10 protein-coding genes are annotated in these 13,818 nt (G+C 60.4%); 5 read left to right on the top strand and 5 right to left on the bottom strand.

Going from position 1 to position 13,818, the window contains the following annotated elements; all coding sequences use genetic code 11:
• The first annotated feature begins 212 nt into the window (after positions 1-212).
• The 3 genes from ACEN8R_RS21465 (at position 213) to ACEN8R_RS21455 (ending at position 6,953) form a co-directional block, all read left to right on the top strand.
• A complete protein-coding gene (locus ACEN8R_RS21465) occupies positions 213-3,488 on the top strand; it encodes a transglutaminase family protein (protein ID WP_138866700.1) in 3,276 nt (1,091 codons plus the stop codon).
• A gap of 88 nt (positions 3,489-3,576) precedes the next feature.
• Positions 3,577-6,063, top strand: a complete 2,487-nt coding sequence (locus ACEN8R_RS21460) for a circularly permuted type 2 ATP-grasp protein (RefSeq protein WP_495624353.1) — start codon at positions 3,577-3,579, stop codon at positions 6,061-6,063.
• Positions 6,063-6,953, top strand: coding sequence for a transglutaminase family protein (locus ACEN8R_RS21455; protein WP_019582213.1), 891 nt, complete (start codon positions 6,063-6,065; stop codon positions 6,951-6,953). The genes ACEN8R_RS21460 and ACEN8R_RS21455 overlap by 1 nt, the downstream gene beginning before the upstream one ends.
• Before the next feature lie 129 nt (positions 6,954-7,082).
• Here ACEN8R_RS21455 and ACEN8R_RS21450 read toward each other — a convergent pair whose 3' ends face one another.
• Both ACEN8R_RS21450 and ACEN8R_RS21445 read right to left on the bottom strand, forming a co-directional pair.
• The gene (locus ACEN8R_RS21450) at positions 7,083-7,274 is read right to left on the bottom strand and encodes a hypothetical protein (protein ID WP_018928487.1); all 192 of its coding nucleotides are present in this window, start codon (positions 7,272-7,274) and stop codon (positions 7,083-7,085) included.
• A gap of 68 nt (positions 7,275-7,342) precedes the next feature.
• Positions 7,343-7,930 carry a cytokinin riboside 5'-monophosphate phosphoribohydrolase gene (locus ACEN8R_RS21445; protein ID WP_018928486.1) on the bottom strand — a complete coding sequence of 196 codons (588 nt, stop codon included), beginning with the start codon at positions 7,928-7,930 and terminating at the stop codon, positions 7,343-7,345.
• Between the two features lie 345 nt (positions 7,931-8,275).
• Here ACEN8R_RS21445 and azu point away from each other — a divergent pair, with 345 nt between their 5' ends.
• The gene (gene azu, locus ACEN8R_RS21440) at positions 8,276-8,722 is read left to right on the top strand and encodes an azurin (RefSeq protein WP_064616027.1); all 447 of its coding nucleotides are present in this window, start codon (positions 8,276-8,278) and stop codon (positions 8,720-8,722) included.
• A 71-nt stretch (positions 8,723-8,793) separates the two neighbouring features.
• On the opposite strand, the gene nadE is transcribed toward azu, so the two are convergent.
• From nadE to ACEN8R_RS21425, 3 genes are all read right to left on the bottom strand, one after another.
• On the bottom strand, positions 8,794-9,621 hold the full coding sequence (gene nadE / locus ACEN8R_RS21435; RefSeq protein ID WP_018928484.1) for an NAD(+) synthase: 828 nt from the start codon (positions 9,619-9,621) through the stop codon (positions 8,794-8,796).
• Between the two features lie 4 nt (positions 9,622-9,625).
• On the bottom strand, positions 9,626-10,852 hold the full coding sequence (pncB, locus tag ACEN8R_RS21430) for a nicotinate phosphoribosyltransferase (protein ID WP_018928483.1): 1,227 nt from the start codon (positions 10,850-10,852) through the stop codon (positions 9,626-9,628).
• Between the two features lie 288 nt (positions 10,853-11,140).
• A complete protein-coding gene (locus ACEN8R_RS21425) occupies positions 11,141-12,052 on the bottom strand; it encodes a LysR family transcriptional regulator (protein WP_111455418.1) in 912 nt (303 codons plus the stop codon).
• 187 nt (positions 12,053-12,239) lie between these two features.
• Between ACEN8R_RS21425 and amaB the strand changes: the two genes are divergently transcribed.
• Positions 12,240-13,730, top strand: coding sequence for an L-piperidine-6-carboxylate dehydrogenase (amaB, locus tag ACEN8R_RS21420; RefSeq protein WP_018928481.1), 1,491 nt, complete (start codon positions 12,240-12,242; stop codon positions 13,728-13,730).
• Positions 13,731-13,818: the final 88 nt, after the last annotated feature.

Genomic DNA, 13,818 nt, shown 5'->3' with positions numbered 1-13,818 from the left:
GCACGCCCCAGCGGGAGCAAGCTCCCTCACCACAGAGACCGCATACATTCACGTCCTCGCCACATTTGCGTGCAACTGCGCCAAACCAATTTTCCGCATCGCCCGATTTTGGTGCTGTACTGCCTCAAGCAATTGGAGAAAGCGCCAACGCCGCTGGCTGGCATAAGTCTTGCGCGCTTTCCTATAAGTTTAAGGCTCGCAGGAGGCACGCCGTGTCGATTCATGTCGCATTGCATCACGTCACGCATTACCGCTACGACCGCGCCGTCGAGCTCGGTCCGCAGATCGTTCGCCTGCGCCCGGCTGCCCACAGCCGCACGCGGATACTGTCCTATGCGCTGAAAGTCTCGCCCGAGCAGCATTTCATCAACTGGCAACAAGACCCTCAGGGCAATTACCTGGCGCGGTTGGTGTTCCCGGAGAAAACCGATGAACTGAGGATCGAGGTCGACCTGCTGGCCGAGATGGCAGTCTTCAATCCCTTCGACTTCTTCCTCGAGCCCTACGCCGAGAAGATCCCTTTCGCCTATGCAGCGGATGAGCGCAAAGAGCTGGCGCCGTACCTGGAAACCTTGCCGCTGACGCCGACATTCAAGGCCTATCTGGACGGCATCGACCGCACGCCGCTGCCCAGCGTGGATTTCCTCGTCGCGATCAACCAGCGCCTGAGCGAAGACATCGGTTACCTGATTCGTATGGAGCCGGGCGTACAGACCCCGGAATACACCCTCGAACAGGCCTCCGGCTCTTGCCGCGACTCGGCGTGGCTACTGGTGCAATTGCTGCGCAACCTCGGCCTGGCGGCGCGATTCGTCTCCGGTTATCTGATCCAGCTGACCGCCGACGTCAAAAGCCTCGACGGTCCCTCGGGCACCGAAGTGGATTTCACTGACCTGCATGCCTGGTGCGAAGTCTATTTGCCCGGTGCAGGCTGGATCGGCCTGGACGCGACCTCGGGGTTGTTTGCCGGTGAAGGACACATTCCGTTGGCGTGCAGTCCCGACCCATCCTCTGCGGCACCGATCAGTGGTTTGGTGGAACCGTGCGAGTGCGAATTCACCCACGAAATGTCGGTCGAGCGGATTTGGGAAGCGCCGAGGGTTACCAAACCCTACACCGAAGACCAATGGCTGGCGATTCAGGCATTGGGCCGGCAGATCGATGCTGATTTGCTCGAAGGTGACGTGCGCCTGACCATGGGCGGCGAGCCGACGTTCGTTTCCATTGATGACCCGGACGGCGCCGAGTGGAACACCGCCGCGCTCGGGCCAGACAAGCGTCGGCTGTCAGCCGAACTGTTCCAGCGCATGCGCAAGCATTACGCGCCCAAGGGCCTGGTACATTTCGGTCAAGGCAAGTGGTACCCCGGCGAGCAACTGCCGCGCTGGTCGCTGAACTGCTATTGGCGCCGCGATGGCGTGCCGATCTGGCACAACAGCGCGCTGATTGCCGACGAGCGGGAAGATTACGGCGCCGATGGCGAACTGGCCGGGCGTTTCCTGGCGAGTGTCGCCGAACGCTTGAAAATTCCGACACGCTTTGTGTTCCCGGCCTACGAAGACAATTTCTATTACCTCTGGCGCGAAGGAACGTTGCCGCAGAACGTCAGCGCCGAAGACTCACGCCTGGAAGAACCTCTGGAGCGTGCGCGCCTGCGCAAAGTCTTCAGCCAAGGCCTGGACAAGGTCATCGGTCAGGTCCTGCCGCTGGCGCGTACCGCCAAGGGCGATCAATGGCAAAGCGGTCGCTGGTACCTGCGCGAGGAACACTGCCGGTTGGTGCCGGGGGATTCGCCACTGGGTTATCGCTTGCCGCTCGGTTCGCAGCCTTGGGTGAAAGCTGCGGAGTACCCATTCATTCATCCCACGGACCCGAATCAGGATTTCCCGGCGCTACCGGACACCGACCAGCTACGGAATCACGCTCAACCGAAAACGGCCGACGAACGTGTGCCCGAGATCGACCAGTCCGCCGACTGGCTGACCCGCACCGCGTTCTGCGCCGAAGCACGTGAAGGTCGGTTGTACCTGTTCATGCCGCCACTGGAGCGGGTCGAGGACTACCTGGAACTGGTCGCCGCCATCGAAGCCACCGCCGAGGAACTGCATTGCCCGGTATTGCTGGAAGGCTATGAACCGCCGAGCGATCCGCGTCTGAGCAACTTTCGCATTACCCCGGATCCGGGCGTGATCGAGGTCAACGTCCAGCCGTCCGCTACCTGGGACGAGTTGGTGGAACGTACCGAGTTTCTTTACGAAGAGGCGCGCCAGACCCGGCTGACCACCGAGAAATTCATGATCGACGGCCGGCACACCGGCACCGGCGGCGGTAACCATTTCGTCCTGGGGGGCGCGACCCCGGCTGACTCACCGTTTCTGCGCCGTCCCGACCTGCTGCGCAGCCTGATCAGCTACTGGCATAACCACCCGTCCTTGTCCTACCTGTTTTCCGGGCTGTTCATCGGCCCGACATCCCAGGCACCGCGGGTGGACGAAGCGCGCAACGATTCGCTGTATGAACTGGAAATCGCCTTCGCCCAGATGCCGGAGCCGGGCGAAGAATGCCCACCATGGCTGGTGGATCGCTTGTTGCGCAATTTGCTGATCGACGTGACCGGCAACACCCACCGCGCCGAGTTCTGCATCGACAAACTCTATTCACCGGACGGCGCCACCGGACGCCTTGGCTTGCTGGAACTGCGAGCCTTTGAAATGCCGCCCCATGCGCGCATGAGCCTGGCTCAGCAGTTGTTGTTGCGGGCGCTGGTGGCGCGGTTCTGGCGCGAGCCTTATGCGCCGCCGAAACTGGCGCGCTGGGGCACCGAACTGCACGACCGGTTCTTGCTGCCGCACTTTATCGAGCAGGATTTCGCCGATGTAATCGTCGACCTGAATGCCGCCGGTTATCCGGTGCAGGCAGAGTGGTTCGCGGCGCATCTGGAGTTCCGTTTTCCCAAGGTCGGCGACTACGCCGTCAGCGGTATCGAACTGGAATTGCGTCAGGCGCTGGAGCCCTGGCATGTGTTGGGCGAAGAGGGCAGCGCGGGCGGTACGGTGCGTTATGTGGATTCGTCCCTGGAACGTTTGCAGGTCAAGCTGACGGGGTTGCCGCCGCAACGTTATCTGCTGACCTGCAATGGCATCCCGGTGCCGTTGCAACCTACCGGTCGGGTCGGCGAGTTCGTCGCCGGTGTACGTTTCCGTGCCTGGCAACCGTACAACTGTCTGCAACCGACTATCCCGGTCCACGCGCCGCTGGTGTTCGACTTGCTCGACACCTGGATGGGGCGTTCGCTGGGTGGTTGTCAGTACCACGTCGCCCATCCGGGCGGGCGCAACTACGACAGCCTGCCGGTGAACGCCAATGAAGCCGAGAGCCGGCGGATGGCGCGTTTCTTCCGCATCGGACACACGCCTGGGAAACTTCCTGTACCGAAACTGGAAATCAACGACGAGCTGCCGATGACACTCGATTTGCGACGCTTTTAAACCGTACGCGACGCTCGGATTTTTCGTCTATCCGGGCGTCATGAGCCTGCGTTAGTCTGACCGTTCTTTGCTGTCTGCCGAGCTTTCCATGCCTGACCTGCTTGACCGCTACCCGTTGACTGCGGGCACCTATCACGAACTGCTCGACAACAGCGGCGCCGTGCGCCCGCACTGGCGGCGGCTGTTCGATCAATTGCAACGCAGCACGCCAGCGCAACTGGTGCAGCGTCAGGCGCTGCTGACCCGACAGATTCAGGAAAACGGCGTGACCTACAACGTCTACGCCGACCCCAAGGGCGCTGATCGGCCATGGGAGCTGGATTTGTTGCCTCATGTGATTGCAGCCGATGAGTGGCAGCAGCTTTCGGCCGGGATCGCTCAACGGGCGCGTTTGCTCAATGCTGTGCTGGCGGACCTGTACGGTCCTCAACGCTTGATCGCCGAAGGCCTGCTGCCGGCTGAACTGGTGTTCGGTCATAACAACTTCCTCTGGCCTTGCCAGGGCATCGCACCGCCCGACGGGGCCTTTCTGCATCTGTATGCCGTGGATTTGGCGCGCACGCCTGACGGTCGCTGGTGGGTAACCGCCGACCGGACTCAGGCACCATCCGGTGCCGGTTACGCCCTGGAAAATCGCACCATCGTGTCCCGGGCCTTCCCCGAGTTGTATCGCGACTTGAAGGTGCGGCACCTGGCCGGGTTCTTCCGCACACTTCAGGAAACACTCGCCCGGCAGGCGCCGAGCGACGATGAAGCGCCGCTGGTGGTCCTGCTGACACCGGGGCGTTTCAACGAAAGCTATTTCGAGCACTTGTACCTGGCTCGTCAGCTCGGTTATCCACTGGTGGAGGGCGGTGATCTGACCGTGCGCGATGCCACGGTCTATCTGAAAACCTTGAGCGGGTTGCGCCGGGTTCACGCGATCATGCGTCGGCTCGACGATGATTTCTGCGACCCGCTGGAGCTGCGCACCGACTCGGCCCTTGGCGTGCCAGGGCTGCTCGAAGCGGTGCGTCAGGGCCGGGTGCTGGTGGCCAACGCCCTCGGCAGCGGTGTGCTGGAGTCGCCGGGTTTGCTGGGCTTCCTGCCGAAAATCAATCAATTCCTGTTCTGTGAAGAGTTGATCCTGCCGTCCATCGCGACCTGGTGGTGCGGCGAAGCGCCGGTGCTGGCCCAGGCCCTGGAAAAACTGCCGGAGCTGTTGATCAAGCCGGCGTTTCCGTCGCAGAGCTTTGCACCGGTGTTTGGGCGTGATTTGAGTGAAAAACAGCGCCAGGCTCTGGCTGAGCGCATGCAGGCACGGCCTTATGCCTATGTTGCGCAAGAATTGGCGCAACTGTCCCAGGCGCCGATCTGGCAGGCCGAAGGCGGACAGTTGCAACCGCGAGCCATCGGCATGCGCGTGTATGCGGTGGCCAGTCGGGAGGGTTATCGAGTGCTGCCCGGTGGCTTGACCCGGGTTGCCGCCGAGGCCGATGCCGAAGCGGTGTCGATGCAACGCGGCGGCGCGAGCAAAGACACCTGGGTGTTGGGCGATCGCCCACCCAGCGGCGAACAATGGAAAGCCCAGCGCAACATTGGCGTTCACGATCTGGTACGTCGTGATCCGTATCTGCCATCGCGGGTGGTCGAGAACCTGTTCTGGTTCGGCCGTTATTGCGAGCGCTGCGATGACAGCGCGCGGCTGCTGCGGGTCATGCTCGCGCGCTATGTCGATGGCGATGACCCGCAAGCCCTGGAGGCGGCGGTCGATCTCGGTGAACGCCTGAATCTGTTGCCGGAGGAGGGTGAGTTGCCGGAACGATTGCTGGCGGCGCTGCTCGGCGATGATTGGCCGTTCAGCCTGCGCTCCAATCTGCAGCGTTTGCAGTGGGCGGCGTCGCAAGTACGCGGCAAGCTCTCGCGAGAGAACTGGCAAGCGCTGGTGGAGTTGCAGCGCGAGGCCATGGAGCTGGAAACCGAAGAGCCGGATTTCGGCGAGTTGCTGGACTTCCTCAACCGGTTGGTAATGTCGCTGGCGGCGCTGTCCGGCTTTGCCCTCGACGACATGACACGGGACGAAGGCTGGCGTTTCCTGATGATCGGTCGGCGGATCGAACGGCTGCAATTTCTCAGCGGCAGTCTGGCGGCGTTTTTGCGCGGTGCCGGGGCTTTCGATCAGGCCGGGCTGGAATGGCTGCTGGAACTGGGTAACAGCAGCATCACCTACCGCTCGCGGTACCTGGCGGTGGCGCAATTGATCCCGGTGCTCGACCTGTTGCTGCTCGATGAACAAAACCCGCACGCGGTGCTGTTCCAGTTGAAACTGGTGACCCGTACGTTGAAGCGCTTGAACGACGACTTCGGCGCGCCGCGCGAAACAGGTCTGCTGCAGTTGGTGGAGCGGTTGGCGCACTTCGATCTGGGCTGCCTGGAGAACTCGCTGTTCGGCGAGGCCAGTGTTCACGCCGCCATAGAGGGGTTGGCGGATCTGCTGCAAGAGATCGCCGATGCCAGCGGACAGGTGTCGGATCGCCTGGCCTTGCGCCATTTCGCCCATGTCGATGATGTCAGCCAGCGCACGGTGTCCGTCTGATGAGTGCCCATTACCAGATTTTCCACGACACCCATTATCACTACGACAGCCCGGTGTCCCTGGCCCAGCAACTGGCGCATCTGTGGCCGCGCGCCTGTGCCTGGCAGCGCTGCACCGAACAGCAGTTGCAGATCAGTCCCCAGCCGACTTCACGCCGGGATGAGCTGGATGTGTTCGGCAATCCGCTGACCCGGTTGGCGTTCGAGCGCCCCCACGATGAATTGCTGGTCAACGCTCGGCTCACCGTCGAAGTGCTGGAACGGCCGTCGCTGGACTTCAATCAATCGCCGGCCTGGGAAGCGACCTGCAACGCGCTGACCTACAGCGGTCAGCCACTCTCGCCTGCGTTGCTGGAAGCCTGCCGTTACCGCTTCGAATCGCCCTACGTGCATTTGAAACGCAGTTTCGTCGAGTTCTCCGAAAGTTGCTTTCCTGCTGGCCGGCCATTGCTGCTGGGTGTTCAAGCGTTGATGGAGAAGATCTTCAGCGAGTTCACCTTCGACGCCGAGGCGACCCAAGTGGCGACGCCGCTGGTGGAAGTGCTGGAGAGGCGTCGTGGGGTTTGCCAGGACTTCGCGCATTTGATGCTCGCGTGCCTGCGCTCCCGTGGGTTGGCGGCGCGGTATATCAGCGGCTATCTGCTGACACAGCCCCCACCGGGCCAGCCGCGGCTGATCGGCGCCGATGCGTCGCATGCGTGGGTGTCGGTGTTTTGCCCGGTGCTGGGTTGGGTGGATTTTGACCCGACCAACAATGTGCAACCGGCGCTGGAGCACATCACCCTGGCCTGGGGCCGGGACTTTTCCGATGTGTCGCCGTTGCGCGGGGTGATTCTGGGCGGTGGCAGCCATGATCCCGAAGTTCGGGTGACAGTGATGCCATTGGAATAGCGCAGACCCCATGCGGGAATGTGTTTTTTGGAGGAGGGTTTCAAATTGGCCTGTGAGGGCCAGCAACATCGTTGCTGACCCTGGACACAGATCCGGTGGGCCTGATCTGATCATCGGGCCCTGAGGGTCTCAGGCGTCGGGCGCCTGATCTTTCGGTGCTTCAACATCATCTTCTGCCGCCACTTCACCTTCTGCATCCGGGTTCAGTGCTGCTGCTTCTTCTTCAGCTGTAGCTTTCTTGCGCTGAAGCTTTTCCTCTTTCTTCTGCTCCTTGGCCAAGTCTCTCTGACGTTTGGCGAAGGAATAATTAGGTTTAGCCATGGGCGATCCTCTGGGGTCGAAGGTGAGGTTGAGCGGCGCATATTCTGCCCTGTATCGGCACCGAGCCGTTAGCTGGGTTTTTGCTCGGTCCATTTTGGCGGTACCGAGGGTTGCCAGGCGTCCAGTGCATCGAGCAGGGTTTGCGGTGATTCGCTCATTTGCAGCATGTCACGGTGCTGCCCGCGAACGAAGCCTTCGCCGACGATATGATCGAGAAAAGACGTCAACTTGCTGTAGAAACCGTTCACTTCCAGCAAACCCAGCGGTTTGCCGTGATAACCGAGCTGGCCCCAGGTCCAGACTTCGAACAGCTCTTCCAGCGTGCCCAGACCGCCGGGCAGGGCAATGAAGGCATCGCTGAGCTCGGCCATTCGCGCCTTGCGCGCATGCATGCCGTCGACCACTTCCAGGCGGGTCAGGCCACTGTGGCCGATTTCCTTGTCCTTGAGGCTCTGCGGAATGATCCCGATCACTTCGCCACCGGCCGCCAGTGCGGCATCTGCCACAATTCCCATCAGCCCGACGGCGCCCCCGCCATAGACCAGGGTCAGCTTGCGCTCGGCCAATGCTCGCCCCAGGGCGACAGCCGCCTCACGATAAGCCGGATTGGTGCCGGTGCTGGCACCGCAAAATACACAAACGGACGTTAAAGACATGCCTTGCTCCATGGTCAATCAGGACCACAGAGTAAAGGCAGGCTCGCATCGTTCCAAGGGTTAAACCGCGCGTTCAGGTGTTTCGTAAGTGCCACTGGCGCCACAGGCGTAGGCGGCCAACAAACTGCTCAACAAGCTGCTGAAAGACATGACAGGCGCTCCAGGTGAGTAATGATGGCCCTGATGATAGGGCCGTCCCAGACGTCTGGCTGGTAGATTGTTTCGATGGGGGTCATAGCCCGAAAGTTGTATACAATTTTTGATTCAGGTCATAGGAACTTGCGAAGATTTCAGGCAGTCTTCTGTCCATTCGCACTTTTGTTAACCCTGCCTTGGAGATTCACCATGTTTGCCAAACTTGTTGCGGTATCCCTGCTGACACTGGCCAGCAGCCAATTGATGGCTGCCGAGTGCAAAACGACCATCGACTCCACCGATCAGATGTCCTTCAACACCAAGGCCATTGAAATCGACAAAAGCTGCAAGACCTTCACCGTTGAACTGACCCACTCCGGCAGCCTGCCGAAAAACGTCATGGGCCATAACCTGGTGATCAGCAAAGAGGCTGACATGCAGCCGATCGCCACCGACGGCCTGTCGGCTGGCATCGACAAGAATTACCTGAAAGAAGGTGATACCCGTGTCATCGCTCACACCAAAGTCATCGGCGCTGGCGAAAAGGACTCTCTGACCATCGATGTGTCGAAGCTCAATGCAGCCGAAAAATACGGCTTCTTCTGCTCGTTCCCGGGCCACATCTCGATGATGAAAGGCACGGTTACACTGAAGTAATCGATTCAAACGCATAAAAAAAGCGTCCACCCGGGACGCTTTTTTTGTGCTCATTTCTACAGGGGACAGAATCAAGGCGCGAACGGCATCACACGCTTGTGATGTGTTTTCTTGTACGTATCACAAATGATCTTGAACGCTTCCTCGCGCACCGGTTCGCCGTGCAGGAAGGCGTCGATCTCGGCGTAGGTCACGCCGTGGGATGCTTCGTCCGGTTTGCCCGGCGACAGGTCTTCGAGGTCGGCGGTCGGGATTTTCTCCACCAGCGACTCTGGCGCGCCGAAGCTGCGGGCAATCGCCCGGACCTGGTTTTTCACCAGGCCGCTCAGCGGTGCGAGGTCGCAGGCGCCGTCACCGAACTTGGTGAAGAAACCCATCACGGCTTCTGCCGCGTGGTCGGTGCCGATCACCAGGCCATGAGCCGCACCGGCGATGGTGTATTGCGCGACCATGCGCATCCGCGCCTTGGTATTGCCCAATACGAAATCCACCCAGACGGCCTCTTTGCCTTCGAAGGCTGCCACTTCGCCGGCCAGGGATTTGACTGCGGGGCCGATGTTCACCGTGTGGCGTTCGTCCGGGGCGATGAAGTCCACCGAGGCCTGGGCATCGTGTTCATCGAACTGCGTCTGGTACGGCAGGCGCACGGCGATGAACTTGTAGCTGTTATCACCGGTACGCTCACGCAGTTCACGGATGGCGCGTTGGGCCAGTAGGCCGGCGGTCAGGGAATCGACGCCGCCGCTGATACCGAGCACCAGGGTCTTGAGTCCGGAATTGACCAGGCAATCCTGAATGAAGGTGATTCGCCGGGCGACTTCAGCCTCAAGGGCGAGTTGATCCACGAACGGCGGTTGGACCTTGAGCTGTTCAGCAATCTCACGCTGTACGGCTTGCATGAATTCACTCCTTGCTTGATGTACTGGAAAGGGTGGCAGGTACTTGGAAAACGTGTCGCAAATAGGCGACGAAATTCGGGTCTTTGCAGTGAGTCTTGCCAGGCTCATCAGAAATCTTGGCCACCGGTTGGCCGTTGCATGCAGTCATTTTAAGCACGATGCTCATCGGTTCGACACCCGGAATATCGCAGGTCATGTTAGTGCCGATGCCGAAACTGACATTGATCCGACCACGTAACGCCCGAAAAATCTCCAGAGACTTGGGCAACGTCAGGCTGTCGGAAAACACCAGGGTCTTGCTCATCGGGTCGATGCCCAGCTTGTGATAGTGGGCGATGGCCTTTTCCGCCCAGAGCACCGGGTCACCGGAGTCGTGACGCAAGCCGTCGAAGAGCTTGGCAAAGAACAGGTCGAAATCGCCGAGAAACGCATCGGAAGTGATGCAGTCGGTCAGGGCGATCCCCAGCAGGCCACGGTACTCGCGGACCCAGCAGTCGAGGGCGGCGATCTGGCTGTCGATCAGCCGCGGACCGAGTTGCTGGTGGGCCATGATCCATTCGTGGGCCATGGTGCCCAGCGGCTTCATATCCAGCTCGCGGGACAGATGCACGTTGCTGGTGCCGACGAAGCGACCGGGGAAGTCGTGCTTGAGCACGTTTACCACTTCTTCCTGCACGCGATACGAGAAGCGCCGGCGAGTGCCGAAATCGGCTACCTGCAACTCGGACAATTCATCGGTGCTGGCGTTGGCGGTCAACCAGTCGAACTTGCGATAGAGCTGCTCACGGGCCTGTTCCAGGACGATTTCCCGGTAGCGATAGCGGTTGCGCACTTCGCTGACCATGGCCAGCAACGGCACTTCGAACAGAATCACGTGCAGCCACGGCCCGCGCAGGCGGATGAACAACTCGCCGTTTTCAATGCCGGTGTGGATATAGCGCAGATTGAAACGAAACAGCCCGAGAAAACGCAGGAAGTCCGGTTTCAGGAAGCTGATGCGCTCCAGGAAGCTCAACTGATCGGCGCTCAGGCTCAACTCGGCCAGGCGCTCGATCTGGAAACGGATCTCCGCCAGGTATGGGCGCAGATCCTCGCTGTTACGGCAACGAAACTCCCATTCGACTTCCACGTTAGGGTAGTTGTGCAGCACCGCCTGCATCATCGTCAGTTTGTAGAAGTCGGTGTCGAGCAGGTTCTGCACGATGCGATCGGCAAACACACTCTCGCTCATAACGGGGTCTCCAGGCGGGTCGCGGCCCGTGGCAGCGACGTTGCAGCTGTTTCAATGAATGGGGCTAGTGGCGCATATCAGCGGTGAGGATTGCCAGCAATTTTTTAGACGCTAGAGATCTCTGTGGCGAGGGAGCTTGCTCTCACTGGGGGGCGAAGCGCCCCTGACTACAGCCGATGCATTCGATCTGGAGGAATGCATTTACCGTTTTGCGACCGCTTCGCAGCCGAGCGGGAGCAAGCTCCCTCGCCACAGATATTGTTCTTGACCACAGATTTTTGTGAGTCTTCAAATCTGTGAGGCATCCGGATTGTTTATCCGCTCCAGCATCCACTTCACAAAATCCCGTACCTTGGGCACTTCCGCCGAGTGCTCCGGATACGCCAGGTAATAGGCGTCGGTGCTGGGCATTGCATGCTGCCAGGGAATGACCAACTTGCCGTCGGCCAATTCCTCTTCCACCAGAAACTTCGGTAGCAACGCTACACCACAGCCGACTTGGGCGGCGCGGATGCACATATAGAACGTTTCGAAACGCGGGCCGTGGTAGCTGTGTTCGGTGTGGTAGCCCTGGCTGTCGAACCAATCGTGCCAGGCCTGGGGCCGGGAAGCGTTTTGCAGCAGGACCAGGTCGGTAAGCTGCGTAGGATCGGTGAACGGCGTGTCCGGCAGACTGCCCGGTGCGCACACAGGAACAAGCTCTTCGCCAAACAGCTTCAGGCATTCGGTGCCGGGCCGTGAGCCCTGGCCGAAGTAGAACGCCAGGTCGCTGCGACCTTGCAGCAGGTCGTCGGCTTCCTGTTCGCTGCACAGGTCCAGATGAATTGACGGATGACGCAGGCGCCAGCCTTTCAAGCGTGGCACCAGCCAGCGCGCGCCGAAGGTCGGAGGCGTGGAGACGCGCAAGACTTCGGTGTCTCCGCCGTAGGAACGCAGGTAATGGGTCGACATTTCGACTTGGGTGAGGATTTTTCGCACCTCCACCAAATACAAATCGCCAGCGGGGGTCATTTGCAGGCGTCGGCGCACCCGGCGGAACAGCAGGTGCTGCAACAACTCTTCGAGTTGCGCGACCTGTTTGCTCACGGCGCTCTGGGTCAGGTTCAGCTCTTCGGCGGCGCGGGTGAAGCTCAAATGCCGGGTCACGGCCTCGAAACACTGCAGCGCAGTGATCGACGGCAAGTAGCGTTTATTCAGCATCGGTTCTCCTTGTTCTTGTTTCTCTACGTGGCACGCGTGTTACCGGCAGATTCGCAGCATGAATAAACGGAATGATATCTCGCTTAATCGTCGTTTGTTGGAGAACCTCGGGAGCGCTAAAACTACAGGTCAGATCAGTCGAATTAATCCGGCTGCACGTTTTCTGTTTCTGCTCGAGGAGTGACCCATGGTTGCCGCATTGCTTGATCGTCTTGGTGTGAACCCGGCCCTGTACCAGAACGGCAAAGTGCCGGTGCATTCGCCCATCGACGGTAGTCGGATTGCCGCCGTGAACTGGGAAGGCGCCGCTGAAGTCGAGCAGCACATCAGTCGCGCAGATCATGCGTTCGAATTGTGGCGCAAGGTGCCGGCGCCGCGCCGTGGCGAACTGGTTCGTCAATTGGGCGACATCCTGCGCGAGTACAAGGCCGATCTCGGTGAGCTGGTTTCCTGGGAAGCCGGCAAGATCACTCAGGAAGGCCTGGGTGAAGTTCAGGAAATGATCGACATCTGCGACTTCGCGGTCGGTCTGTCCCGTCAGTTGTACGGTTTGACCATCGCCTCCGAGCGCCCTGGCCACCACATGCGCGAAACCTGGCACCCGCTGGGCATCGTCGGCGTGATCAGCGCGTTCAACTTCCCGGTCGCCGTCTGGGCCTGGAACGCGACGCTGGCGCTGGTCTGCGGCAACCCGGTGATCTGGAAGCCGTCGGAGAAAACCCCGCTGACCGCGCTGGCCTGTCAGGCGCTGTTCGACCGTGTCCTGAAGAACTTCAGCGACGCCCCGCCGCACCTGAGCCAAGTGATCATCGGTGGTCGCGATGCAGGCGAAGCCCTGGTCGATGACCCGCGTGTCGCGCTGATCAGCGCTACCGGCAGCACCCGCATGGGCCGCGAAGTGGCGCCGAAAATCGCCGCACGTTTCGCCCGTAGCATTCTGGAACTGGGCGGTAATAACGCGATGATCCTCGGCCCAAGCGCCGATCTGGACATGGCCGTACGGGCGATTCTGTTTAGCGCCGTCGGCACTGCCGGTCAGCGTTGCACCACCTTGCGTCGCCTGATTGCCCACGAATCGGTGAAAGAAGAAATCGTCACCCGCCTGAAAGCCGCTTACTCCAAGGTGCGCATCGGCCATCCACTGGAAGGCAACCTGATCGGGCCGCTGATCGACAAACACAGCTTCGACAACATGCAGGACGCGCTGGAGCAAGCCTTGAGCGAAGGCGGCCGGGTGTTTGGCGGCCAGCGTCAGCTGGAAGACAAATTCCCCAACGCTTACTACGTTTCACCAGCCATCGTCGAAATGCCGGAACAAAGCGATGTGGTGCGCGACGAAACCTTCGCGCCAATTCTGTACGTGATCGGTTACACCGATTTCGAAGAGGCATTGCGCCTGAACAACGCCGTGCCACAAGGCCTGTCGTCGTGCATCTTCACCACCGACGTGCGTGAAGCCGAGCGGTTCATGTCGGCGGTGGGCAGCGATTGCGGCATTGCCAACGTCAACATCGGCCCGAGCGGCGCGGAAATCGGCGGCGCGTTCGGCGGCGAGAAGGAAACGGGCGGCGGTCGTGAGTCGGGCTCCGATGCATGGCGCGGGTACATGCGCCGCCAGACCAACACCGTGAACTATTCGCTGGAATTGCCGTTGGCTCAGGGGATTACGTTCGATTAAGCAGCAAGCGACAAGCTGTTGATCGATCGTTCCCACGCTCTGCGCGGGAACGATCGATGGTGTGTTGGTTAGGTTTCATTTTCGGAGT

Source organism: Pseudomonas sp. Pseusp15 (assembly GCF_059492165.1).
Note: the sequence above shows the minus strand (reverse complement) of the source record. Positions and strands in the feature narration are given on the sequence as shown.